At 66.8% G+C, this 22,655-nt stretch carries 21 protein-coding genes and 1 tRNA gene; 15 read left to right on the top strand and 7 right to left on the bottom strand.

From position 1 onward, the window contains the following. Positions 1-11: 11 nt before the first annotated feature. Together V5B60_RS03720 and tcdA are read left to right on the top strand one after the other, a co-directional pair. Positions 12-161, top strand: a complete 150-nt coding sequence (locus V5B60_RS03720) for a hypothetical protein (protein ID WP_332345683.1) — start codon at positions 12-14, stop codon at positions 159-161. After that, a complete protein-coding gene (gene tcdA / locus V5B60_RS03715; RefSeq protein WP_434735359.1) occupies positions 104-955 on the top strand; it encodes a tRNA cyclic N6-threonylcarbamoyladenosine(37) synthase TcdA in 852 nt (283 codons plus the stop codon). Before V5B60_RS03720 ends, tcdA begins: the two co-directional genes overlap by 58 nt. A 30-nt stretch (positions 956-985) precedes the next feature. On the opposite strand, the gene V5B60_RS03710 is transcribed toward tcdA, so the two are convergent. Then, the gene (locus tag V5B60_RS03710) at positions 986-2,770 is read right to left on the bottom strand and encodes a GGDEF domain-containing protein (RefSeq protein ID WP_332345681.1); all 1,785 of its coding nucleotides are present in this window, start codon (positions 2,768-2,770) and stop codon (positions 986-988) included. Between the two features lie 272 nt (positions 2,771-3,042). On the opposite strand from V5B60_RS03710, the gene V5B60_RS03705 reads away from it, so the two are divergent. Together V5B60_RS03705 and V5B60_RS03700 are read left to right on the top strand one after the other, a co-directional pair. Beyond that, a complete protein-coding gene (locus V5B60_RS03705) occupies positions 3,043-3,528 on the top strand; it encodes a bacteriohemerythrin (RefSeq protein WP_295354277.1) in 486 nt (161 codons plus the stop codon). A 101-nt stretch (positions 3,529-3,629) separates the two neighbouring features. Beyond that, a tRNA-Thr gene (locus V5B60_RS03700) sits at positions 3,630-3,703 on the top strand. A gap of 15 nt (positions 3,704-3,718) precedes the next feature. Here the strand turns inward: V5B60_RS03700 and asnB are convergent. From asnB to V5B60_RS03680, 4 genes are read right to left on the bottom strand one after another with little or no spacing between them, the layout of a single operon-like run. Next, positions 3,719-5,713: an asparagine synthase (glutamine-hydrolyzing) gene (gene asnB, locus V5B60_RS03695; RefSeq protein WP_332345680.1), complete on the bottom strand. Its 1,995-nt coding sequence runs from the start codon at positions 5,711-5,713 to the stop codon at positions 3,719-3,721. A 5-nt stretch (positions 5,714-5,718) separates the two neighbouring features. Beyond that, on the bottom strand, positions 5,719-6,636 hold the full coding sequence (locus tag V5B60_RS03690; protein WP_332345678.1) for an ACP S-malonyltransferase: 918 nt from the start codon (positions 6,634-6,636) through the stop codon (positions 5,719-5,721). 7 nt (positions 6,637-6,643) lie between these two features. Next, on the bottom strand, positions 6,644-7,684 hold the full coding sequence (locus tag V5B60_RS03685; protein WP_332345677.1) for a hypothetical protein: 1,041 nt from the start codon (positions 7,682-7,684) through the stop codon (positions 6,644-6,646). Continuing rightward, positions 7,675-7,842 carry a hypothetical protein gene (locus V5B60_RS03680; RefSeq protein WP_295354193.1) on the bottom strand — a complete coding sequence of 56 codons (168 nt, stop codon included), beginning with the start codon at positions 7,840-7,842 and terminating at the stop codon, positions 7,675-7,677. The genes V5B60_RS03685 and V5B60_RS03680 overlap by 10 nt, the downstream gene beginning before the upstream one ends. 234 nt (positions 7,843-8,076) lie before the next feature. Between V5B60_RS03680 and V5B60_RS03675 the strand changes: the two genes are divergently transcribed. The 6 genes from V5B60_RS03675 to V5B60_RS03650 all read left to right on the top strand — a co-directional run bounded on the left by V5B60_RS03675 (position 8,077) and on the right by V5B60_RS03650 (position 18,132). Then, a complete protein-coding gene (locus V5B60_RS03675) occupies positions 8,077-8,313 on the top strand; it encodes a type II toxin-antitoxin system Phd/YefM family antitoxin (RefSeq protein ID WP_295354192.1) in 237 nt (78 codons plus the stop codon). Then, complete coding sequence (locus V5B60_RS03670; RefSeq protein WP_332345676.1) at positions 8,310-8,717, top strand: type II toxin-antitoxin system VapC family toxin; 408 nt, start codon at positions 8,310-8,312, stop codon at positions 8,715-8,717. Before V5B60_RS03675 ends, V5B60_RS03670 begins: the two co-directional genes overlap by 4 nt. A 163-nt stretch (positions 8,718-8,880) precedes the next feature. Beyond that, on the top strand, positions 8,881-10,509 hold the full coding sequence (locus tag V5B60_RS03665) for an efflux transporter outer membrane subunit (protein WP_434735302.1): 1,629 nt from the start codon (positions 8,881-8,883) through the stop codon (positions 10,507-10,509). Between the two features lie 36 nt (positions 10,510-10,545). Then, entirely contained in the window at positions 10,546-11,730 is a 1,185-nt protein-coding gene (locus V5B60_RS03660; protein ID WP_332345674.1) for an efflux RND transporter periplasmic adaptor subunit, read from the top strand. Between the two features lie 17 nt (positions 11,731-11,747). Then, entirely contained in the window at positions 11,748-14,948 is a 3,201-nt protein-coding gene (locus V5B60_RS03655; RefSeq protein WP_332345673.1) for an efflux RND transporter permease subunit, read from the top strand. 28 nt (positions 14,949-14,976) lie between these two features. After that, the gene (locus V5B60_RS03650) at positions 14,977-18,132 is read left to right on the top strand and encodes an efflux RND transporter permease subunit (RefSeq protein ID WP_332345672.1); all 3,156 of its coding nucleotides are present in this window, start codon (positions 14,977-14,979) and stop codon (positions 18,130-18,132) included. Between the two features lie 117 nt (positions 18,133-18,249). Here V5B60_RS03650 and V5B60_RS03645 read toward each other — a convergent pair whose 3' ends face one another. Continuing rightward, a complete protein-coding gene (locus tag V5B60_RS03645) occupies positions 18,250-18,444 on the bottom strand; it encodes a hypothetical protein (RefSeq protein WP_332345671.1) in 195 nt (64 codons plus the stop codon). Positions 18,445-18,784: 340 nt separating this feature from the next. Here V5B60_RS03645 and V5B60_RS03640 point away from each other — a divergent pair, with 340 nt between their 5' ends. Together V5B60_RS03640 and V5B60_RS03635 are read left to right on the top strand one after the other, a co-directional pair. Next, positions 18,785-19,051 (top strand): hypothetical protein, encoded by a 267-nt coding sequence (locus V5B60_RS03640; RefSeq protein WP_332345670.1) that lies wholly within the window; start codon positions 18,785-18,787, stop codon positions 19,049-19,051. An 8-nt stretch (positions 19,052-19,059) separates the two neighbouring features. Further along, positions 19,060-19,473 (top strand): type II toxin-antitoxin system VapC family toxin, encoded by a 414-nt coding sequence (locus V5B60_RS03635; RefSeq protein WP_332345669.1) that lies wholly within the window; start codon positions 19,060-19,062, stop codon positions 19,471-19,473. A 198-nt stretch (positions 19,474-19,671) separates the two neighbouring features. On the opposite strand, the gene V5B60_RS03630 is transcribed toward V5B60_RS03635, so the two are convergent. Then, on the bottom strand, positions 19,672-19,926 hold the full coding sequence (locus V5B60_RS03630) for an AbrB/MazE/SpoVT family DNA-binding domain-containing protein (RefSeq protein ID WP_332345667.1): 255 nt from the start codon (positions 19,924-19,926) through the stop codon (positions 19,672-19,674). 260 nt (positions 19,927-20,186) lie between these two features. Between V5B60_RS03630 and V5B60_RS03625 the strand changes: the two genes are divergently transcribed. From V5B60_RS03625 to V5B60_RS03615, 3 genes are all read left to right on the top strand, one after another. Continuing rightward, positions 20,187-20,738, top strand: a complete 552-nt coding sequence (locus tag V5B60_RS03625) for a Uma2 family endonuclease (RefSeq protein ID WP_332345666.1) — start codon at positions 20,187-20,189, stop codon at positions 20,736-20,738. A 233-nt stretch (positions 20,739-20,971) separates the two neighbouring features. Continuing rightward, positions 20,972-22,420 (top strand): permease, encoded by a 1,449-nt coding sequence (locus V5B60_RS03620; protein ID WP_332345665.1) that lies wholly within the window; start codon positions 20,972-20,974, stop codon positions 22,418-22,420. Next, a complete protein-coding gene (locus V5B60_RS03615; RefSeq protein WP_332345664.1) occupies positions 22,417-22,653 on the top strand; it encodes a thioredoxin family protein in 237 nt (78 codons plus the stop codon). The genes V5B60_RS03620 and V5B60_RS03615 overlap by 4 nt, the downstream gene beginning before the upstream one ends. Positions 22,654-22,655: the final 2 nt, after the last annotated feature.

Here is a 22,655-nt window from a genome sequence, read left to right as displayed (position 1 = left end):
AGGGCTCCAGCATGGACGCACAGCAAATCGAGGACTGGCTCCGGGTCGACCCCGACGGACGGCAGGATTTCATCACGGCGCTACGTGACTGCCTGCCGGCCGCATCGAAGCGGATCATCCCGTTCAACCAGGTGGTGCGCCGCCTGCTCGACGACCTGTGAGTGCGGAGACCTGCGATCCGGCGCGCCGTTTCGGCGGGGTAGCTCGCGTCTACGGGGCCGATGCCCTGCGATCCTTCCAGGACGCCCATGTCGCCGTCGTTGGCATCGGTGGTGTCGGTTCGTGGGCAGCCGAGGCGCTTGCCCGTTCGGCGGTTGGCCGGATCACCCTGATCGATCTCGACATGATCGCCGAATCGAACGTCAACCGGCAGATACACGCCCTCGACGGCGAATTCGGCAAGGCCAAGGTCAGCGCGATGGCCGAGCGCATCCGCGCCATCAACCCGCAATGCACGGTGCACGAGGTCGAGGACTTCGTGACCCCGGACAACGTCGAAACGATGCTCGCCGGCGGCGTGCGGCATGTCATCGACGCCACCGACCAGGTGCGGACCAAGGCGGCGATGATCGCTTGGGCGAAGCGTCGCGGCTTGCCGTTGATCACCACCGGTGGCGCCGGCGGTCAGATCGACGCCACCCGCATCGAGGTGGCCGACCTCGCTCGCACGATCCAGGATCCACTGCTCGCCAGGGTGCGCTCGCTGCTGCGCCGCGAACATGGCTTTCCGCGCGAAGCGAAGACGAAGTTCGGTGTGCCCGCGGTCTTCTCCAGCGAGCCCCTGCGCCCGCCGCCGCGCAACCCCGACTGCGCCGTGCCGCAGACCGCGAGCGGCCTGGGCTGCGCGGGTTTCGGCTCGGCAGTCTGCGTCACCGCTTCCTTTGGTTTGCTGGCTGCCGGAGAGGTTCTGCGGCAGCTCGCGAGCAGCTCGCTCGTCGCGGCGCGCGGCCGCTGAGCCCGCGCACGCCGCTTTCGCCGCTGGCGCTCAGCCGATCAGGACCCGGTTCTTCCCTGCCTGCTTGGCTGCGTACATGGCCTCGTCAGCCCGTTTCGTCACCGACGCCTGGGTGTCGCCTGGCCGCACATCGGTGACACCAGCGCTGAAGGTGATCAACTGGCGATCGTTGTTGTGCAGGAAGATGCGCCGCGTCAGCTCGCGCTGCAGGCGGACGACCGCCGTCTGCGCGTCCTCCACCGGCGTCTCGGGCAACAGGATGATGAACTCCTCACCACCGAAACGGGCCACCGTATCCTGTGGCCGCATTGTTTCGCGAATCACGGTCGCCAAGTGGATCAGCGCCGCATCGCCGGCGTCGTGGCCCAGCGAATCGTTGAGTCTCTTGAAGTTGTCGATGTCGAGCAGCGCCACGCAGAGCGCCGACTGACGCCTTTGCGCCCGCCCCACTTCCTTCTCGAAAGCTTCCTCGAGCCCGCGCCGGTTGAGTGCACCGGTGAGCTGGTCATGCCGCACCAGGGTGCTTGCCCGTTCGAGTTCCTGCTGCAGCTCGGCGATCCGCCGCTCGGTTTCACCAACCCGCTGCCGGGCGGCGCGCAGATCATCGCGTGAGCGCTGCGCGTTCAACTGGATGATCCTGGTCTCGCGGATCACTTCGGCGAGCACCTGTTCGAGCTGGGTGATGTCTTCGGCCTGGCTGATCCTTGTCGCGCAGACCTCGATCTTGTCGTGGTAGTCCGAAGTCGAATCGGCAAATTCCGCCAGGTGGTCAACAAACCCCGCCAGCATCTGCTTCAGGTTCTCCCGTGCCTCGTTGAGGCTATGCTTGAGCTGGCTCTGCTTGAAGATGACTTCCTTCAGCCGGATCTCGGCATCCTCGATCGACCGGACATTCAGCGGACCGGCGACGATGTCACGGACGATGTCGATCTGTCCACGCAGCCAGTGGTCCTCGACGACCAGTTCGCCAACGTTCTCGATCAGCAGCTGCAGCAGCTTCAGCAGGCTGGCACGCAACTCGTCCCGATCCTCGGCCAGCAACTCGAGACGAAAGGTGAAGCGCTTGCTGCTGGCCAGCAGGTCGTCGAGCGCGCCGCGCGAAGTGGCGGTGCGCACCCTGTGGATCAGCGCGCGGGCATCGGCAGCCAGCTCCGGCTCGTTGGTGAGCTGCGAGTCGATGAGCGCTTCCAGAAGGTGGGCGAGGAGGTCGCGCAGCGGTCCCGATGGCTCGCTGCCATCGACCGCAGCGGTTGCAGCACCGCCGTCTGCAGACTGTGGCCCGCCGGCGCTGGCTGCGACTGCGTCGGGTGCCAGCAGCGGGATGTCCTCGCCCGCAGGGACGGCTGCCGACCATGACTTCACCAGTCCCTGCAGTCGTCCGAACAACACTTCGCCGTTGCCCGAACCACCGGCCAGAACGCGTTCGAGGGCTTCGCGCTTGCGGGCCACGGTGAGCCCGGCCTGCTTGTTCTCCCATTCCCGAACGAGGTCACGGAACAGCTCGTTCCACGGCAGCTCCTGCTCCTTGCCGATTTGCCGTACCAGGTCGGACAGGCCGGTGCCCAGTTGCTGCCAGTTGCCCGCGGTGAACACTTGCTCCAGGCGTCGTGCCAGCCGCTGCTGCGCCGGTGTCTCCTGTGGCAACGAAGCCGCGAGCGACCTGAGCTCGCGCTGCGGCAGCGCGTCTGCCGGCTGTGTGCCCGCAATCTCGTGGTAGAGCGCGCGGTAGTTGTCGGGCGACGGTTGCAGCCGGCGAACCGCCAGCAAACGCAGCGCTTCGCGTGCAATCTCCGAGGGGTTGGAAGGGGTCGCCATGATTTAACGCAGTGAAGCGGTCGCCGCATTCTAGCAGCGGTCGGCGCCCCGGGAAAGCGGCGGCAGTTGCCCGCACTGGAGCGTCCGCTGTGGCGGCACGGCGGATGTCGACGCCGCTTGCCCGGTTGGCGCTGTCCGGCCGCCGACTCCGGCCGGTCCACTCCGCACCCCGGTGACGTGGTGGCGCGACGAATGATTGATCGATGTCAAGACCACAGGCTTGCGTCCGCGTACGCTTGCATGTCTACGACAATCCGTTTCGGGGGCAGCGCATGGGTGCGACAGACTTGATCCAGTGGTCCGACGAGTTCAGTATCAACATCCAGGAAGTCGACGAACAGCACAAGGTTCTCGTTGGCCTCCTCAACGATCTGCACCGGGCGATTCGCGAACATCACGGCAAGGCCACATCGCGGGAGATCCTCGGCCGTCTGGCCGAATATACCCGCACCCACTTCCTGCTCGAAGAAAGCCTGATGCGGCTGACGCATTACCCCGGGCTCGAGATCCACAAGCAGCAGCATCAGGATCTGATGCAGCAGGTGGATGCGTTGCAACACAAGCTGGACACGGAGAACGCGGCAATCAGTTTCGAGCTGCTTCACTTCCTGCGCAACTGGCTGATCCAGCACATCAACGACAGCGACCGGCGTTTCGGAGCGCACTTCCACAAGGTGGGTCTGGCGGCACACGCGCAGTGGAGCAAGGATACCGAACGGACGATGAAGAAGAAGAAATGGTGGTGGAAGTTCTGGTAGCGGGATCGGCTGTCGTGCAGCCGTTTTCCATGATCAGGAAGCGACATCGGCATGCAGCGACAGCTTGCGGCTCCGGTATAATCGCGGTGCAGCTTTCCTGAGCCCCCGTAGCATGAAGGTCGTGCAGTTGATTTGTAATCATCAGGTCTTGGTTCGATTCCGAGTGGGGGCACCAACGAAACAATAGCGCTCAGCAGCCCGGCCACGGCTTCAGCGAACGCCGGTCATGGATCGTGCGTGGCAGCAGGTGCCACCGTGGCTGTCGGAAATCGTGTCCCTGGCAGACGAAGGAACGGTTGAGCAGGCTCAGGGAGAGAAGGAGGACGAAAGCCTGGTTCTCGGCCTGACTGAGCCGGTCTGGCGGCTTGCGGCGGATCATGTCCAGGAAGCGCAGGCTGGTGCCGAGGTCGAGCACCTCGATCGTAGCCAGTTCGGCGGGGTGGAGAGCCGCGTCGACTTCGTCGACCTGGCCCGCCTGCCCGAGGAAGGCCGGCGCATCCGGCGCGCGATAGGGCTGTTTCGGGCGCGCGGCGATTTCCGGCGGCAGGTGCTCGGCAAAGGCACTCTTCAGGATCTGTTTCTCGCGCAGGCCGTGCTCGAGACGCAACTCCACCGGCAGCGAGGCGGCAAACTCGAACAAGCGGTAGTCGAGGAACGGACAGCGGTTCTCGACGCCGTGCGCCAGCCTTGCACGGTCGCCCTGGGTCGACAAAAGGTAGCCGGGCAGCAGCGTGGCCAGCTCGATCAACTGTCCGCGCTGGACCGACGACCAGTCGAGGAATGCCGGGTGCTGTACCGCAAGGTGCCGTTGCAGACGCGCTTCACCGCCACTACCGGCCTGCAGCAGACGGCCAGCCAGCGCCGAATTGGCGAAACGAGTGGCGTGCGACAGCGACCAATGCTCCGCCAGCTGCGCCTGTCGCTCGTAGAGCGGTACGAGCAAGCGGGCGTTGGCCTTGCTGAAGTGTTTCAGGTAGGGGTACATGGCGGCGACGAAATCGCTTCGCTGTTCGGCGCTCATCGTCGCCCAATGCTGCAGCAGCCACGCCTCCTTGAAGATGTCGTAGCCGAGGAAGGCCTCGTCCGCGCCCTCCCCGGTCAGCACGACCTTGATGCCGTGCTCTCTCACCTTGGCCGAGAGCAGGTGCAGCGGCACGAAGGCGGTACGGAAGACTGGGATTTCGGCCTGCAGCAGCGCAGCGGGAAAGCTTCGCGCGATGTCCCCCGGCTCGATCGTCAGGACATGATGTGAGGTTCCGAGGGCCTCGCTGACACTCCTCTGATGGGCGGACTCATCGAAGTCGGGGTCGGCAAAGGAAACCGAAAAACTGTGAATCCGTTGCCCGGCCTGCTCCTGGGCCAGGCAGGTCACTGCTGCCGAGTCGATGCCGCCGCTGAGATAGGTGGCAACCTCGACGTCGCTGCGCAGGCGCAGGCGAACGCTGTCGGCCAACAGGCTGCGGATCGTCTCCTCAGCCTCCTGCCGGCTGCCAGGGAAGGGTGCCGCTGCCGGATCGGGTCGCCAGTATCTCTGCTGCGTCACCTGCCCGTCGCAGAAGCGGACGCAACAGCCCGGCAGCACCTGCCGGACTCCCTGGTAGCAGCCGTCGTCCGGCAGCGGCGTCCAGCAGGCGAAGACGCTGCGCAGCGCATCCGCATCCCACGCGAAACGCCAGCCCGGAAAGACTGAAAAGGCTTTCATTTCAGAGGCGAACAGCCAGCCAGCGTGATGCTGCGCGTAGAACAGCGGGCGCTTGCCGAAGCGGTCGCGGACCAGCGTGATGCTGCGCTCCAGGGCATCGTAGATGCAGAAGGCGTAGCCGCCGTTGAGCCGGGCGAGGGCAGCGAATCCCCATTCGATCCACGCCTGCTGGACCACTTCGGTGTCGCTGCCGGTACGGAAGCGGCAGCCCAGGTCAGCCAGTTCGCGACGCAGCTCCAGGTAGTTGTAAACCTCGCCGTTGTAGGCAATCCAGTAGCGCTGGCTGGCGTCGCCCATCGGCTGCGACCCGTTCGCCAGATCGATGATGCCCAAACGCACGCAGCCAAGAGCCGCGTGGTCGTCGAGGTAGTAGCCGATCTCGTCCGGGCCGCGATGGACGATGGTCGACAGCATCTCGCCGATGATCCGCTCGTGCATCGCCGGATCGGTCCCGCAGGCGAAGAAACCAGCGATGCCGCACATGGCCGTCAGCCGCTGCTGCCCTGATCGTGGAACGACCGATGCAGCACCTTGCGGTTGATGAAGAAGCCGAACGAAGTGAGCACCTGGCCGAACCCGGTTTCGATGAACTCGTTGCAGCCTGCGCGGAGCAGCGTCAGCATGCATGCTTCCCATTGCACCGGTGCCGCCACCTGCCGGGCGAGTTGCCGCTTCATCTCCTGGTCGTTTTCCGGCAGGAAGCCGCCGCTGACGTTGTCGCAGACGGGCAGCGAAGGCCTGCCGAGCGGCAGTCCTTCGAGAAAGGCAAGAAAGCGGCGCTCGGCCTCGTCGAGCAGGGCGCAATGCCAGGCACCGGCCACCGGCAGGCGCTGGACTTTCTTCGGTTGCAGGGCGGCAAGCCGGGGGATCGCCCGTTCAACCGCCGCCAGCTCGCCGGACAGCGAGTACTGGCCAACGCAGTTGTGGTTGCTGACGGCGAGGAAGCAGCCATCCGCGCGCAACTCCTCGCACACCTGCTCCACCGCTGGCAGCGACAGGCCGATGACCGCGAGCATCGCCCCGCGGCGCTCCGCGAAGCAGTCGTCCATGAACAGGGCGCGGGTGTGGACGATGTCGACCAATCGCTCGAAGGAAACGACGCCGGCAGCGTACAGTGCCGTCCACTGCCCGACGCTGTATCCGGCCAGTGCTGCCGGGCGAGTGCCCTGCGCGCGCAACAGATCGAGCGACAGGCTGCTGGCGAGCACGGTATACAGGGAGCTGACCTGGTTCGTGTTGATCAGCTCGGCCGCATCCGGCTGGCGCAGCGGGTCGAGCTTGATCCGTTCGACGATGCACGCATGGCGCTCGCCGAAAGGCGGGCAATCGCGCAGTCCGTCAAGCATCGCGAGGGCGTGCGCGCCCTGCCCGGGAAACACCAGGGCGGTCCGCCGAGCTTCGCGCATGCCAGCCTCAGGATTGGGGCGGGCGCTCGCGGGCGGCGCCGGGCGCGACTTCGGCGAGCTTCCTGCCGACCGAGGCGACGAGCCCGTCGAGGCTGTTGAGTTGTCCGAGCAGCAGTTCCTCCGCCGCGTACTCGACAGCGAACTCGGTTTCGAGAAAGGAGACCAGCTCCATGAACCCGAAGGAGTCGATGAAACCGCCAGCGAACAGATCGGTTCCCCCGTCGACCTTGTTGCCGTCGAAATCGACGAGAAACTGATCGTGGAGAAAGCGCGCCACGGTCTCCCTCAGGCTTTCAATGTCCATCGCCGTTGCCCTCCGCTGCTCGAGCCAGAGATGGTAGAACCAATCGCTGCCAGTGTGAACCATCCCGAGCTTGCGGTAATACTGGATGGAGACCGGATTGTCACTGTAGATCCGGGTGACGATACCGGTCAGCAGCGGGAAGCGCTGACGACAGAGTTCGAGGTTGGCGCGCAACATCGCCGCCAAGGCGAAGCCGGTACGTGAATCGGCTGACACCACAGACTCGTAGAGGTCGAAGCAGCCTTCCCGTGGCATGCACCCCTGGACGCTGACGACCTCGTCGCGTGATCCCAGCGCGACCAGAAAGAAACCGGGGAAGTCCTGCCAGTAGGTACGCAGACACTTGAGCTTGTGCCGAAGCGCGCGTGCCGGGCCGATGGCCGGGTCGCGACTGAAGCGCGTCGGTGAGGCCTGGCGATAGAGCGCGGCGATGGCCGGCCAGTCACCTTCGGCCAGGGCCCTGGTCCGGTACTTCTGCGGAAAGCGGCCGAGGACTGCCAAGGCAGCGTCGCGGTCGCCCTCAAACTGCAGCAAGCAACCCTGAAAGCACGGCGCCAGGTCTTCGATCGGCTCTGCGGAGCGGACATGGACGACCGAATAGCCGTCCGCCGCCGCGTTCTCGCGCAGTTCCGCCAACTGTCGCCGGGAGACCGCAGGCGGTGCGCGCCAGGTTCCCACCTTGTGCGCGATCAGGCCCTGATCGAAGCGGCATTCGACGATTGCCGGCAAGGCGGTCAGATGCATGCGTCGCTCGCGATGCTCCTGCGCAGGCGATCGCGGCCAGTCGGCATCCATGCCTCGAGACAGGCGCAAACCGGCGCCACGGTCGAAGCGCCGCGTTCGGCGCTGCCCGGGTGCTCGCCGGGCAGGATTTCCTGCAGCCTCGCCTGCAATGGGTCCATCGTGACTCTCCAGGTCTGGGCAGAGCAACACGACCCGGGTGCGCCGATGGGCATCTTCCGGACCGATCCAGTCACCATTGTGCCAGTCTGGCGTTCGCTTGTGGGTGTCGGCGCGTGCGCGCGGCTGCCCAGCATCCGGCTCGGCAGGGGGGCTCTTCTCCTGGTTCTCGCCGCGTTTGAATGCGTACGTCAGATGACGTAACATGTACGCAATCGCCTTCGAGGAAGACTGCCATGGCTCATCGCATGACTGCCACCCGCCTGCGTGCCGAACTGTTCAAGACCCTGGACCAGGTCGTCAGCAGTGGCGAGACGGTCGAGATCGAACGTCCCGGAGGAACCGTGCGCATGGTTCTGGCCGCGTCGGGCAGCCGCTTGGCCCGCCTCTCCCCTCACCCGGGCACGGTCAGCGGCAATCCGGAGGATCTGGCGAATCTCTCGTGGGACGACGCCTGGCAGCCGCTGCCGTGAGTCGAGTGCCGACGCCGGATCCGTCGCCGCTCTACCTCGACACCCACGTCCTCGTCTGGCTCTACCAGGATGGGGCCAGGCGCCTGACGCCAGCCGGCGGTCGTGCCATCGATGCCGCAGAACGGCTGCTGATCTCGCCCATCGTTGAACTGGAACTTGCGTACCTGCACGAGATCGGTCGCATCAACTGCAACGCGGCCACGCTCCTTGACGTCCTTCGCCGCGAAGTCGACCTCGAAACCTGCAAGCGACCGTTCGCTTCGGTCGTGGGCGCAGCGGTAGACCAGACATGGACCCGCGATCCCTTCGACCGGCTGATCGTGGCTCAGGCCGCCCGTGGCCAGGCACCTCTGCTCACGGCCGATCGCAACATTCTGCTCCATTACCCGCGAGCTTTCTGGTAGTGCAGCGGTACCGGCGCCACCCGGATTCGACCGCTGCCGCCACTCGGCCGTCGAGAAGCGCCAAATCGGAGTCGAACACGTTCCGGGATTGACGCTGCTTCACGGGAGCTCATACACTGCCGGTGGTGTCGCTCGATTCCCTATCCTTGTCCCTGGTTGCAGCATGACGGGCGCTCTGAGTTTCCTGACCTTACCGGTTGCCAGCCCTCGGCGCACCCGTTCGCGCGGCGACTGCCGGCCAGCACGGCGCGTGTGGCTTGCCTGTACGTTCGCCCTGCTGTCGTCCGCATGCATGATCGGTCCCGACTTCAAGCGCCCGCCCGTGGAGGTCGCGACCGACTGGATGGATGCCGGCAGCGGGACGATCGACTCCGGCCGGGCGCAGTACCGCGACTGGTGGTCGTCGCTCGACGATCCGGTCCTGTCGAAGCTGATCGACCTCGCCTATGAGCGGAACCTGAGCCTCCTGTCCGCCGGTGTACGCGTCCTCGAGGCGCGCGCCCAGCTGGGTGTTGCGATCGGCGAAATCTACCCGCAGCAGCAGCAACTGAGCGCGACGGCGAGCTACAACCGGATCCCGGTCTCGGTGCCCTATGCGCCCATTGACAACACCTTCTGGCAGCTCACGCTGGGCGCACAGGTCGGCTGGGAGCTCGACCTGTGGGGCAAGGTGCGGCGCGGCATCGAGTCGGCCAGCAGCGCCTTTCTCGCGTCGGTCGCCGCCTACGACGACGTGCTCGTCACCCTGACCGGCGACGTCGCCAGCGCCTACGTCAGGATCCGCACCATCGACGTGCAACTCGACATCGCCCGCGAGAACATCCTGCGCCAGCAGAAGGCGCTGGCGATCGCGCGTGCCCGCTTCGCCGGCGGCGTCGTGACCAGGCGCGACGTCTACCAGGCGGAGAACGTCCTCGGCGCCACCGAAGCGACGATCCCCCAGCTCACCATCGAGCGACGGAAAGCGACGAACGCGCTCAGCGTGCTGCTCGGCATGCCACCGGCGCCGCTCGACGACCTGCTGGCGGGAACGTCCGGGATCCCGGTCGCGCCCGCGAGCCTGGTCGTCGGCATTCCCGCCGACCTGCTGCGGCGCCGCCCCGACGTGCGCAAGGCGGAGCTCCACGCGGCAGCGCAGTCGGCGCAGATCGGCCTCGCCAAGGGCGCGCTCTTCCCCTCCTTCTCGCTCATTGGCAGCATCGGCAGGCTGAGTTCCGACGTCGGCCAGTCGAGCCTTGGCTCCGGCAGTGTCGGCTACTCCGCCGGGCCCGCGATCCAGTGGAGCATCCTCAACTACGGCCAGATCACCAACAACGTGCGCGTCCAGGATGCCAAACTGCAGGGGCTGCTCGTCGACTACCGGAACGTCGTGCTCAAGGCGCAGCAGGAGGTGGAGAACGGCATCACCGAGTTCAGCCAGTCGCGCGTCGAGGCGGCCTTGCTGCAGACGAGCGTCGTCGCCGCGACGGGCGCGTTCCAGATCGCCCTCCTGCAATACAAGGAGGGCACCGCTGACTTCAATGTCGTGCTGAACGCCGAGGAAAACCTCTACAAGGCGCAGAACAGCCTCGCCCTCGCGCAGGGCAACATCCCGCTTGGCCTGATCAAGGCGTACCGCGCGCTCGGGGGCGGATGGGCGTTGCGCGATGGTCGCGATTTCGTGCCGCTGGCGACGCGGGAAGAGATGGCAGCGCGCACCGATTGGGGGGCGCCGGAGCTGTTGCGCCCGCAAGCGCCCGGCCTGCCGGGGCCCGCGGACGTCGGGCCCCTGCTCCGCCCGCCCGAGTGGTGATCCGCTGAGCCGGCCCGAGTGTACGGGAGAGCGCAAATGATCGCTTCGCGCGCGCGCCGCTGCCGCGCTTTCCTGCACCTGCTCGCCGTCGCGGCGGCGGTGGCGTCGGTGCCCGGCTGCCGGGATGCGCAGGAGACCGCGGCCCCTCCGCCGCCGGCCGTCACCGTGGCCCGGCCGGTCAGCGAGAGCGTCGCCAACTACCTCGACTTTACCGGCAACACCGCGGCGACGCAGAAGGTCACCGTGGTGGCGCGCGTCGAGGGCTATCTCGAGAAGATCCACTTCACCGACGGTCAGCAGGTGAAGAAGGGCGATCTGCTGTTCACCATCCAGCAGGCGCAGTACCAGGCGCAGCTGAAGAAGGCGCAGGCACAGGTGGCGGTGGAGAAGGCAGCGCTCTGGCACGCAACCACCGAGCTGCGCCGCTACACCGACCTCGTCCGGCAGGACGCCGCCACGCAGACGCAGGTCGACCACTGGCGGACGGAGAAGGAGCAGGCGGCGGCGAGGCTGCTCGCCGCGCAGGCACAGGTCGAAATCGCGCAGCTCACCCTGGGCTACACGCTGGTCAGGGCACCGATCGCCGGGCGCATCGGCCGGCACCTGGTCGACACCGGCAACCTCGTCGGCGGCATCGGCCAGCCAACGTCGCTCGCCGAGATCGAACAGATCGACCCCATCCACGTCTACTTCACCATCGACCAGCGCGAGCTCCTGCGGCTGATCGAACGGCAGAAGACGCTGCCGCGCGACGCGATCGGCCGCGGACTCGTTCCCGCAACCTTCGGCCTGCTCACCGAAGAAGGCCATCCGCACCAGGGGCACCTCGACTTCGCCGCCATCGGCATCGCGCCGACGACCGGCACCCTGCAGGTGCGCGGCGTCTTCGCCAATCGCGACCAGCGGATCCTGCCCGGCCTCTTCGCGCGGCTGCGGGTGTCCGCCCTGGAAGCGAAGGAGGCCCTGCTGGTTCCCGGCGATGCCGTCCGCTTCGACCAGCAGGGCGAATACGTCCTCGTCGTCAATGCGCAGAACATCGTCGAACGCCGCGGCGTCAAGCTGGGGCTGCAGGTCGGCGACCGCCTCGTCGTCAGCGAAGGCCTCGCTGCCGACGACCTGGTGATCGTCGAAGGCCTGCTGCAGGCGGTTCCCGGGCGCGCGGTGAGCCCGCACCCGGCGGCGGGCAGCGCAGGCGCGGCGCCCGCCAGACCGGGCAGCTGAAGCACCGGGAGGCCGGCGTGTCGCGATTCTTCATCGAACGGCCGATCCTCGCCAACGTCATCGCGATCATCGTCGTCGTGCTCGGGCTCGCCTGCCTGTTCACCCTGCCCGTCGCCCAGTATCCGCAGATCGTCCCGCCAACGATCCAGGTCGCGACCACCTACCCGGGCGCCAGCGCCGAGGTGGTCGCGACCACCGTCGGCATTCCGCTCGAGCAGGCGGTCAACGGCGTCGAGAACTCGATCGCCATGCAATCGACGAGCGGCAGCGACGGCAGCTACACGCTCACGCTCACCTTCGACGTCGGCACCAACCTCAACACCTCGATCGCGCTGGTGCAGAACGCGGTCAACAGCGCGCTCGCGCAGCTGCCGCAGGAAGTCCAGGCGCAGGGCGTCAGCGTGCAGAAGGTGAGCACCAACGTCCTGCTGATCGGCAGCCTCTATTCCCGGGACGACCGCTTCGACGAGACCTTCCTCAGCAACTACGCGCTGATCAACCTGCAGAGCCCGCTGGCGCGCCTGCCCGGTGTCGGCCAGGTGCAGATCCTGGGCGCCGGACCGTACAGCATGCGCATCTGGCTCGACCCAACGAAGCTCCAGTCCTATGGCCTGACCGTGCTCGACGTCCAGAACGCGATCCAGAACCAGAACGTGCAGGTCGCCAGCGGGCAGCTCGGTGCGGCTCCGGTCCCCTCCGACCAGATCTTCCAGTTCACCGTCCTGACGCTGGGGCGGCTGTCGGACGTCGCGCAGTTCGAGAACATCGTCGTCCGGAGCAAGCCGCCGGCGAGCCAGGCCGCGCAACTCCTGAAGGCGACGCCAACGGGCGAGACGGCCGCGATCGTTCGCCTCAAGGACCTGGCCCGGATCGAGCTGAGCCAGCAGACGTTCAACACCTTCTCCGGTCTCAGCGGCCGGAAAGCGGCACAGATCAACGTCTACACGCTGCCCGGGGCGAACGCCCTCAAGGTGGCGGAGGAAGTGCGTCGATCGATGGCGCAGATGCGCGAGAAATTTCCGCCGGGCCTCGAGTACACCGCGCTGCTCGACACCTCGGCGTTCATCGGCGATTCGATCGACGGCGTCTACTTGGCACTGATCGAGGCCGGGGTGCTGGTGCTGGTCGTCATCATGCTCTTCCTGCAGAACGCGCGCGCCATGCTGGTGCCCGTCGTCACGGTGCCGGTGACGGTCATCGGCGCCTTCGCGGCGATGGCCGCGCTCGGCTTCACCGTCAACCTGATGACCCTCTTCGCGCTCATTCTCGCCATCGGCATCGTCGTCGACGATGCGATCGTGATCGTCGAGAACAGCGCCCGCCACATCGAGCAGGGCCTCACGCCGAAGGACGCGGCGATCAAGGCGATGCGCGAGCTGACGGGCCCGATCCTGGGCATCACCCTGGTCCTCACCGCGGTGTTCCTGCCGGCGTCGTTCCTGCCCGGGATCACCGGCCAGATGTTCCGCCAGTTCGCCCTCGTCATCGCCGCCACCGCCCTCATCAGCGCGCTGATCGCGCTCACGCTGAACCCGGCGCAATGCGCGCTCTACCTCAGGCCGGACACCGGTGAGCGGCGGGTGAACGCCTTCTTCCGCGGCTTCAACCGGGTTTACGAAGCCGTCGAGAGGCGCTACATCGGCGTCGTGCGCTGGCTGACGGCTCATCCGCGCAGCATGGGCTGCCTGTTCGTGGCCATCGTCGCCGTCGCCGGAACGAGTTTCGCCCGCCATCCCACCGCCTTCCTGCCGGTCGAGGACCAGGGTTACTGCATCATCGTCGCCCGCCTTCCGCCCGGCGCCGCGCAGCCACGCGTCCGCGAGCTGGCCGCCGACATCGACGCCGTGCTCGGCGCGATGCCAGGGATCAAGGGCTGGGTGACGAGCGGCGGCTACTCCGCGCTCGACTCGGCCACGCTCGCCAACGTCGTCACCGAATACGTGATGTACGACGACTGGGCGCAGCGGCCAGCGGGTTTCTCGCAGGCGAAGCTCATCGCCGATCTGCGCGAGCGGCTCGCCACCATCCGCAAGGCCGAGTTCGCCGTGCTCATTCCGCCGCCGATCCCCGGGCTCGGGCAGGCGGGCGGCTTCGAGATGGTGCTCGAAGACCGCGGCGGCATGGGCCCGCGTCCGTTCCAGGAGGTCGTCCGGCAGACCCTGTCGAGCGCGCGCGAGCAGCCCGGGCTGCGCGGCGTGACGACGACGTTCAGCGTCGACAGCCCGCAGCTCCATCTCGACATCAACCGGACGATGGCCGAGTCGCTGGGCGTCACCATCGACGACGTCTTCCAGACGCTGCAGACCTATCTCGGCTCGACCTATGTGAACCAGTTCAACAAGTTCAATCAGAGCCTGCAGGTGCGGGTACAGGGCGAGGCCGCGCAACGCCGGCAGTTGCAGGACATCGCCGACCTGCACGTCGCCAACCGCAGCGGGCAGATGGTGCCGCTCGGCGCCATCCTCGGCGTTCGCCGCACGCTCGGCCCGGAACTGGTCACCCGCTACAACCTCTATCCATCGGCATCGATCGTCGGCGGCGCGGCACCCGGCTTCAGCTCCGGCCAGGCGCTCGACGCCATGCAGCGCGTCGCCGTCGCCAAGCTGCCACCGGGAGTCGGCCACGACTGGAGCGGGCTCGCCTACCAGGAGCGGCTGCTCGGCAACCAGGCCTACTTCATCTTCGCGCTGTCGCTGACCCTCGTCTTCCTCACCCTCGCCGGCCAGTATGAAAGCTGGACCGATCCTGCGGTGGTGATCCTGTCGGTGCCGATCGCCCTCGTCGGGATCGTCGCCGCGCTCGCCATCCGCGGTTTTCCCGCCGACCTGTACACGCAGATCGGCGTCGTCCTGATGATCGCGCTGGCGGCGAAGAACGCGATCCTCATCGTCGAGTTCGCCAAGCAGCTGCGCGCCGACGGCATGTCGGCGACAGACGCGGCGGTCGAGGCCGCGCGCCGCCGCTTCCGGCCCATCGTCATGACCTCGATCGCCTTCATCCTCGGCGTCGTGCCGCTGCTGACCGCGACCGGGGCGGGCGCCGCCAGCCAGCAGGCCCTCGGCACGGTCGTCTTCGGCGGCATGCTCGCCTCGACGCTGATCGCCATTCCCTTCGTGCCCGGCTTCTACGTCGTGATGGAGAACCTCGCCGAGCGCCGGCGCGGGCGCAGGAACGCCGCCGCCGGGCGGCCGCCGGCGCCGGCGTCGGACGCGCCGTAGGCGCGCGCGGCGGCGGCGCTCCCGACCCATGTCGACCTTCTTCATCGACCGCCCCATCCTCGCCAACGTCATCGCGCTGGTCACGCTCCTGCTCGGTGCCGTCTGCCTGTACGGGCTGCCCGTCGCGCAGTACCCGCAGATCGTCCCGCCGACGATCCAGGTGGCGACCAGCTTCGCCGGTGCCGATGCCGAGACGGTGGCGAACACGATCGCCATTCCGCTCGAGCGCGCCGTCAACGGGGTCGAGAACTCGATCTACCTGCAATCGACCAGCGGCAGCGACGGCAGCTACACGCTCACCGTCACCTTCGCCATCGGTACCGACCTCGACACCGCGCTGGCGCTGGTGCAGAACGCCGTGAACAGCGCCGTGCCGCAGTTGCCGCAGCCGGTGCGGGCGCAGGGGGTGAGCGTGCGCAAGCTCAGCACCAACATCCTGCTGATCGCCAGCCTCTTCACGCAGGACGACCGCTTCGACGAGACCTTCCTCAGCAACTACGCGATCATCAACCTGCTGAGTCCGCTGGCGCGCCTGCCCGGCGTCGGCCAGGTGCAGGTCTTCGGCGGCGCGCCGTACAGCATGCGCGTCTGGCTCGACCCGGGCAAGCTGAAGGCCTACGGGCTGACCGCCATGCAGGTGCAGCGGGCGATCGAGCGGCAGAACGCGCAGGTCGTCGCGGGGCAGGTCGGCGGCCCGCCGGCGGCGGCGGAGCAGTTCCTCCAGCTCACCGTGAACGCGCTCGGCCGGCTGTCCACCGTCGCCCAGTTCGAGGACATCGTCGTCAGCAGCGAGCCGCCGCCGACCCGCAGCGCGGCGGCCGCGAGCGCCGCGCAGCCGCTGCAGACCGCCTCGCTGGTGCGCCTGAAGGACGTCGCCCGGGTCGAACTGAGCCAGCAGGCATTCACCGTCTTCTCCAGCCTGAACGGCAGGAAGACCGCACACGTGGCGGTCTTCGCGCTGCCGGGAGCGAACGCGCTGCAGGTCGCCGGCGAGGTGCGCGCGCTGCTGGCCGGCATGCGCCAGGACTTCCCGCCCGGCCTCGAGTACACCTCGCTCTACGACACCACCGTCTTCATCCAGCAGTCGATCAGCGCCGTCTACGAGACGCTGCTCGAGGCCGGCGTGCTGGTGCTGGTCGTCATCCTGCTCTTCCTGCAGAACGCGCGCGCCATGCTCGTGCCGGCGACCACGGTGCCGGTGACGATCATCGGCGCCTTCGCGGCGATGGCGGCGCTCGGCTTCACCGTCAACCTGATGACCCTCTTCGCACTCATCCTGGCGATCGGCATCGTCGTCGACGACGCCATCGTCATCGTCGAGAACAGCTCGCGCTACATCGAACAGGGCCTCGCGCCCAGGGAGGCGACGATCAAGGCGATGCGCGAGCTGACCGGCCCGATCCTCGGCGTCACGCTGGTGCTCACCGCGGTCTTCCTGCCGGCCTCGTTCCTGCCCGGCATCAGCGGCCAGATGTTCCGCCAGTTCGCGCTCGTCATCGCCGCCACCGCGATCATCAGCGCGCTCAATGCGCTGACGCTCAAGCCGGCACAGTGCGCGCTCCACCTCAAGCCGCGCCCGCCGCAGCAGCGCCCGAACGCGTTCTACCGCGGCTTCAACCGCACCTACGGCGCGCTCGAGCAGCGCTACCTCGGCCTCGTCGGCTGGATGGCGCAGCGGCCGCGCAGCATGGCGTGCGTCTTCCTGGCGCTGGTCGGGCTCGCCGCCGGCGTCTTCGCCGTCTACCCGACGGCGCTGATGCCGCTCGAGGACCAGGGCTACTGCGTCGTCACCGCCAAGCTGCCGCCCGGCGCGGCGCAGCCGCGCGTGCGCGAGGTCGCCGCCCGCGTCGATGCCCTCCTCGGCAAGACCGCCGGCGTCCGCGGCTGGGTGACGATCGGCGGCTATTCCGCGCTCGACTCGGCCAGGATCGCCAACGCGGTGACGACCTTCGTCATCTACGACGACTGGGACAGGCGCCCGCCAGGATTCTCGCAGTTGCAACTGATCGGCGACCTGCAGCAGCAGTTCCGGTCGATCCCGCAGGCGAGCTTCGCCGTCCTGCCGCCGTCGCCGATTCCCGGCCTGGGGGTTGCCTTTGGCTTCCAGATGATGATCGAGGATCGCGCGGGCCTCGGGGCGCGGGGGCTGCAGGCGGCGACGGACGAACTGCTGCGCCGGGCGAGCGACGAGCCCGGGTTCCTTCGCCTCGCTTTCACCACCTTCAGCGCCGACAGCCCGCAACTCCTTCTCGATCTCGACCGCGACCTGGCCAGGGCCCTCGGCGTTCCCGTCGACGAGGTGTTCCGGACCGTGCAGACGCATCTCGGATCGAGCTACGTGAACCTGTTCAACCAGTTCAACCAGAGTTTCCAGGTGCGCGTGCAGGCCGATGGGGACTACCGCCGCAGCGTCGAGGACATCCGCAATCTCGCCGTCGCCAACCGCAGCGGACAGATGGTGCCGCTCGGCGTCCTCGCCGATCTGCGCCCGATGCTCGGCCCGGAGCTGATCTATCGCTTCAACCTCTACCCGGCCGCCGCGCTCATCGGCATCCCGACGCCGAAGTACAGCTCGGGCGAGGCGCTCGGCCGGATGCACGATCTCGCCGCGGCGACGCTGCCGCCCGGCATGGCCTACGAGTGGACCGGGCTCGCCTACCAGGAAAAGCTCATCGGCAACCAGTCCTACTTCCTCTTCGCGCTGTCGATCGTCCTCGTCTTCCTCGTCCTCGCGGCGCAGTACGAGAGCTGGACCGATCCACTCGCCGTCGTCCTGACGGTCCCGATGGCGCTCGTCGGCATCGTCATCGCGTTGCTGCTGCGGCGCTTCCCGATCGACATCTACACGCAGATCGGCCTCGTGCTGATGACCGCGCTGGCGGCCAAGAACGCGATCCTCATCGTCGAGTTCGCGCGCCTGCTGACGGCCGCCGGCATGGCGCCGACCGAGGCGGCGATCGAAGTGACGCGGCGCCGGTTCCGGCCGATCGTCATGACCTCGCTGGCCTTCATCCTCGGCGTCGTGCCGCTGCTCACCGCCACCGGGGCCGGCGCCGCGAGCCAGCAGGCGCTCGGCACCGTCGTCTTCGGCGGCATGCTGGCCTCCACCTTTCTCGCCATTCCCTTCGTCGCCGTCTTCTACGTGCTCATGCACCGCCCGGCCGCGAGCAAGTCAGCGCCTTGAGCGAGCGAGCAGCAATGGCTGCGCATGGCTGGTGGCAGGGGCCCGGAGATGGTCGCCACGGTTGAGCAGTCAGCAGACAGCCCGCGCGGTGGTGCTGTGGGCGCCAGCGCGCGTGCTTCATGCTTCCGCCAGTTCCTGCGACAACTCGGGGTGCTTGATGATCAGCCGAAGCAGGCACGAGTCCTCCCACGACGGGCGATGACAATTCATCATGCTGCAGTCTGGACCCTTGCGCATTGGCACCTGGCAGGCAATGCGCTGGTCGAATTCGTACTCCGGCACTGGTTGGGCCTGCGCTTCGTCCTCGCCCATGTTGGTGTCCAGCCTCCCGGAGCGGGGGCGCACGGGCTTTCATCAGACGTGGCGGCGAGGTCGCTTTGCCCAAGTGGCTCAGGATCTCGCGGACGGCACCGGCGTCGGTGATGACGGCGATGATTCGCATCCCGCCGCCGCAGCGTGCACAGACGAGCGGAAAGACCTCATGGCAGCAATGCCGCAAGATTCCTCGCGGCAAACGCGATTGGGCAAACGATTCGTCGTCACCGACGGATTTCGACACCGGAATTCCGCCCTGACTTTGACGAAAGTCCTTGCGGCGCCTTGCTCCCGGAAATATCATCATTGTTGAAATATTCCACAACCGGAGCAAGCCATGGCCACCATGAACTTCAGCGTTCCTGACGACGTCAAGGAAAGCTTCAACCAGACCTTTGCCAACCAAAACAAGAGCGCCATCGTGACCCGCCTGTTGCAGGAAGCCGTCGCGCAGGCGCGGCGCAAGGCGCAAAGCGACGCCGCGTTCATGCGTATCCTCGTGCGCCGGCAACAGGCGCCGCATGTTTCCAGCGAGGAGATCCTCCAGATGCGCGACGATATCCGGGCCGAATCCGACAGCGCCCACGGCATCCCGGGGCGATGACCCGCTATGTGATCGACGCCAGCGTCGCGATCAAATGGTTCCTGCCCGATACGGCGGACGAAGCCGATACGCAGCAAGCGCTGGAGCTGTTTCTGCGACTGCGGGCGGCGGAAGTCTCGCTGGTGCAGCCGGCGCACTGGAAAGCCGAGGTAGCCAGCGTGCTGGCGCGCCGCGCGCCGACCACTGCCGCCGCCGACCTTGACGACCTGAACCTGCTCGAAGGCATCCAGGTCATCGACACGCCGATGATCTATCATCGCGCCGTGGAGCTTGCCGTCGGCTTGTCACACCACCTGTTCGACACGCTGTACCACGCCACCGCGATCGAAAGCGAAGCGCTGATGATTACTGCCGACCGCCGCTACCATGACAAGGCGGCCCATCTCGGACGCATCGTGCTGCTCGAACAGCTTGCCGCATGAACGACATCGAGTTCCGGGGACAGCCGGAGTTCCAGTCCGTGTGCCCGCCCGCTTCGATCCAGCGCAGGCGTTGCACTTCGCCCGCGACCTGCAGATCTGCCCACGGACCGAAGTGATCGTCGCCCCAGGCGCTTGCCCACTGCGGCGGAAACGCATCGGGACCGCGACGCTGCCATTCGGCAAGATCGAAGACGGTACTCATCGTACCGCAGCGTCGGGCAACGCACCCGGGCCATTGGCGACTCCGACGCAGACCACCCTGTGCGAATCGAGGCCGGCGGCGAGCCACTGCTTCTCGATTTCGACGGGATAAGCCGCCGCAGGACGCAGCACGATGGCGCCGTCACCGGTGGTGTCCACCAGCAGCGCGATATCGCCTTCGAGTCCGAGCTTTTTCAGTATCGATCGGGGAATCGATACCTGTCCCTTCTTGCCGAGCTTGACCAACTCCATGAGAACCATCGTCAATCAACCCGGCACGCCGGAAACCGGGAAATCATGCCGCCCGCCCGGGCGACCGGGAAGCAAGTCATCAACGCGTTGCCCGCCAGCGTTTGCGCGCTCCATGAGGTCCTTTCGCCGCCCAGCGGCGCTGTCGCGAAGCACTCCCGCAAGACGAAGACCAAGCTTGACGGCCATCCATCGGGCTTCGTACACTGATGAGGCTCCGTCGGACCCCGGTCCGTCTGCAAACGAAGGGAGTCCTCCTCGCCATGCCCACACAGCCAGCAAGCGAAGCCTACACGGTGCAGGATTACCAGCAATGGCAAGGTGACTGGGAGCTGATTCACGGCCAACCGGCAGCCATGGCCCCGTCGCCCAGCTTCGATCATCAGCGGGTGAGCGCCGCCGCATTCCGGCAACTCGACGAATCGCTCGACGATTGCCCGCACTGCCAGGCGGCGTTTGAGGTGGACGTGGAATTTGCCCAGGACACCGTCGTCCGGCCCGACGTGCTGGTGATCTGCTACCAACCTGAGGGTGAACGGCTGACCCGCGCCCCCGATCTGATTTTCGAAGTCATCTCGCCCAGGACCGCCCGCCGGGATGAAGTCCTCAAGTTCGATCTGTACCGCGCGGAAGGCGTATCCCATTACGTGCTGGTCTACCCGGAGGCAAGAAAGGCCAAGGTGTGGCGTCTGGTGCAGGGCGAATATCGCAAGGTCGGCGACTTCCACGACGAAAGCTGCCGCTTCGAACTGTCCCGATGCGCCCTTGATTTCGATTTCGGCCGCCTGTGGAAGCGCAAGGGCGTCCAGGCATGAAGGCCCCCGGATTTCGCGCGTGCCCCGTGCCCGGGCGGCGGGTGTCGTTGCAGCCGATGCCGTGAGCGAAAAAGGGTCGGATTGGGTGAGTCGCCAGGGCGACTTTCACGGCAGGCCGCCATGACCGGTATGGGTGCGTGCTCGATTCCGGCCTTGCTGGTGGCGAAGGTCGCGAACGCCGCGATGGGGCAGTACGCAAGGACGCAGAAAACCAGGGCAACAGGGAGTGACCCATGAACTGGATGATGACCGCGTTGCAAGGCGGCCTCGCCAGCCTCGTCTCCTACCTTGCCGCCCACGTGCTGCTCTGTCTGGTGCCGGCCTTCTTCATCGCCGGCGCGCTGTCGGCCCTGGTGCCACAGCAGTCGATCATCCGTTTCCTCGGACCCGACGCGCCGAAGTGGAAGTCCTACTCGGCCGCCGCCGGTGCCGGCAGCCTGCTGGCCGTCTGCTCCTGCACCATCCAGCCGTTGTTCGCCGGCATCTACAAGAAGGGTGCGGGCCTTGGCCCGGCGGTGACCTTCCTGTTCTTCGCGCCCGCAGCCAACATCCTGGCCCTGGCCTATACCGGTGTCGCACTCGGCGCCGAGTTCGCCACTGCCCGCATCCTGCTGGCGCTGTCGTTCGGCATTGGCATCGGCATGATCATGGCCATCATCTTCCGCGAGACGGATGTGGCCCGGGTGGCTGGTGCCCAGACCTTTGCCGAAGGTGGTGGCATCCCGGGCAAGACGCTGCTCTTCATCGGCGCGCTGGTGGCACTCCTGATTTCCGGTACGCTGAAGCTGGACTTCCTGCAGGCCGTACTGTTCGCTGCGGAACTGCCGTGGGGCGGCGCAACGGCCATCCAGCAAACCCTCGACCGCTGGGTGCCGGTCGATGAAGCCGTCGGTGCGGAAGGCCTGAGCCTGCAAGGGGCCATCCTGATTGCCCTGCTCGCGGCCATCGGCGTCTTCGCCTGGCGAGGGCTGGGCGAGGTCGATGAAGGCTTCAACCGCTGCACGCCCATCGCCCTTGGGCTGACGATCCTGACCCTGGTGTTTGCCGCGCTGGGCTGCAAGGTGAACGATGCCGGCATCGCGCTGACCGTGACCGGGCGAAGCCTCGCGGTGACGCTGTTCTGTCTGGCGCTCGTTCGGTTGGCTCGCCGCTTCGATCCCTGGGATGTGCAGCAGTGGCTGTGGGAAACCGGACGCTTCGTGAAGCAGATCTTTCCGCTGCTGGTGGTCGGCGTGTTCCTCGTCGGCGTCGTCCGCGTGTTCATCCAGCCCGAGTGGATTCGCATGGTGGCTGGCGAGAACACCGTGCTGGCCAATCTGGCTGGCGTCGTGTTCGGCGTCTTCATGTACTTCCCGACCCTGGTCGAAGTCCCCATCGCCAGGATGTTCCTGTCGCTCGGCATGCACCCGGGGCCGCTCATTGCCTACCTGATGGCCGACCCGGAACTGTCGCTGCAGAGCATCCTGATCACCGCCGCCATCATCGGCAAGCTGCGGGCCTGGACCTATGTCGGGCTGGTGGCGCTGTTCTCGACGGTGTCGGGCCTGGCCTACGGCGCCTGGGTCGATGGCACGTCGTCATGGCTGCTGGCGGGTGTGATCGGCGGCTTCATTGCGCTGATCGTCGGGACCCTGAATTGGATTGAAGCCCATCGCAAGACGCTCATAGAGGTGAAAGCATGATCATCAAGATTCTCGGAAGTGGCTGCGCCAAGTGCAGTCGTCTCGAACAACTGACGCGCGAGGCCGTGGCCGAGCTCGGAATCGAGGCGACCTTTGAGCATTTGAAGGAGATGGACAAGATCATGGCCTATCCGATCATGACGACGCCGGCACTGGTGGTCGACGAGCAGGTCAAGGTGGCCGGGCGCATTCCGAGCAAGGCTGAATTGGTCGGCTGGCTGAAGGCCGGCTGATT

Origin of the sequence: Accumulibacter sp. (genome assembly GCF_036625195.1) — a bacterium.
GTDB lineage: Bacteria > Pseudomonadota > Gammaproteobacteria > Burkholderiales > Rhodocyclaceae > Accumulibacter.
Note: the sequence above shows the minus strand (reverse complement) of the source record. Positions and strands in the feature narration are given on the sequence as shown.

Bases quoted from the DNA above. Each gene is read 5' to 3' on its own strand.
- V5B60_RS03680 (WP_295354193.1), bottom strand. From the start codon at position 7,842: ATGGACCCATTGCAGGCGAGGCTGCAGGAAATCCTGCCCGGCGAGCAC.
- V5B60_RS03690 (WP_332345678.1), bottom strand. From the start codon at position 6,636: ATGCGCGAAGCTCGGCGGACCGCCCTGGTGTTTCCCGGGCAGGGCGCG.
- V5B60_RS03710 (WP_332345681.1), bottom strand. From the start codon at position 2,770: ATGGCGACCCCTTCCAACCCCTCGGAGATTGCACGCGAAGCGCTGCGT.
- V5B60_RS03665 (WP_434735302.1), top strand. From the start codon at position 8,881: ATGACGGGCGCTCTGAGTTTCCTGACCTTACCGGTTGCCAGCCCTCGG.
- V5B60_RS03685 (WP_332345677.1), bottom strand. From the start codon at position 7,684: ATGCATCTGACCGCCTTGCCGGCAATCGTCGAATGCCGCTTCGATCAG.
- V5B60_RS03620 (WP_332345665.1), top strand. From the start codon at position 20,972: ATGAACTGGATGATGACCGCGTTGCAAGGCGGCCTCGCCAGCCTCGTC.
- V5B60_RS03705 (WP_295354277.1), top strand. From the start codon at position 3,043: ATGGGTGCGACAGACTTGATCCAGTGGTCCGACGAGTTCAGTATCAAC.
- V5B60_RS03630 (WP_332345667.1), bottom strand. From the start codon at position 19,926: ATGGAGTTGGTCAAGCTCGGCAAGAAGGGACAGGTATCGATTCCCCGA.
- V5B60_RS03660 (WP_332345674.1), top strand. From the start codon at position 10,546: ATGATCGCTTCGCGCGCGCGCCGCTGCCGCGCTTTCCTGCACCTGCTC.
- V5B60_RS03650 (WP_332345672.1), top strand. From the start codon at position 14,977: ATGTCGACCTTCTTCATCGACCGCCCCATCCTCGCCAACGTCATCGCG.
- V5B60_RS03675 (WP_295354192.1), top strand. From the start codon at position 8,077: ATGGCTCATCGCATGACTGCCACCCGCCTGCGTGCCGAACTGTTCAAG.
- V5B60_RS03615 (WP_332345664.1), top strand. From the start codon at position 22,417: ATGATCATCAAGATTCTCGGAAGTGGCTGCGCCAAGTGCAGTCGTCTC.
- V5B60_RS03625 (WP_332345666.1), top strand. From the start codon at position 20,187: ATGCCCACACAGCCAGCAAGCGAAGCCTACACGGTGCAGGATTACCAG.
- asnB (WP_332345680.1), bottom strand. From the start codon at position 5,713: ATGTGCGGCATCGCTGGTTTCTTCGCCTGCGGGACCGATCCGGCGATG.
- V5B60_RS03645 (WP_332345671.1), bottom strand. From the start codon at position 18,444: ATGGGCGAGGACGAAGCGCAGGCCCAACCAGTGCCGGAGTACGAATTC.
- V5B60_RS03720 (WP_332345683.1), top strand. From the start codon at position 12: ATGGACGCACAGCAAATCGAGGACTGGCTCCGGGTCGACCCCGACGGA.
- V5B60_RS03640 (WP_332345670.1), top strand. From the start codon at position 18,785: ATGGCCACCATGAACTTCAGCGTTCCTGACGACGTCAAGGAAAGCTTC.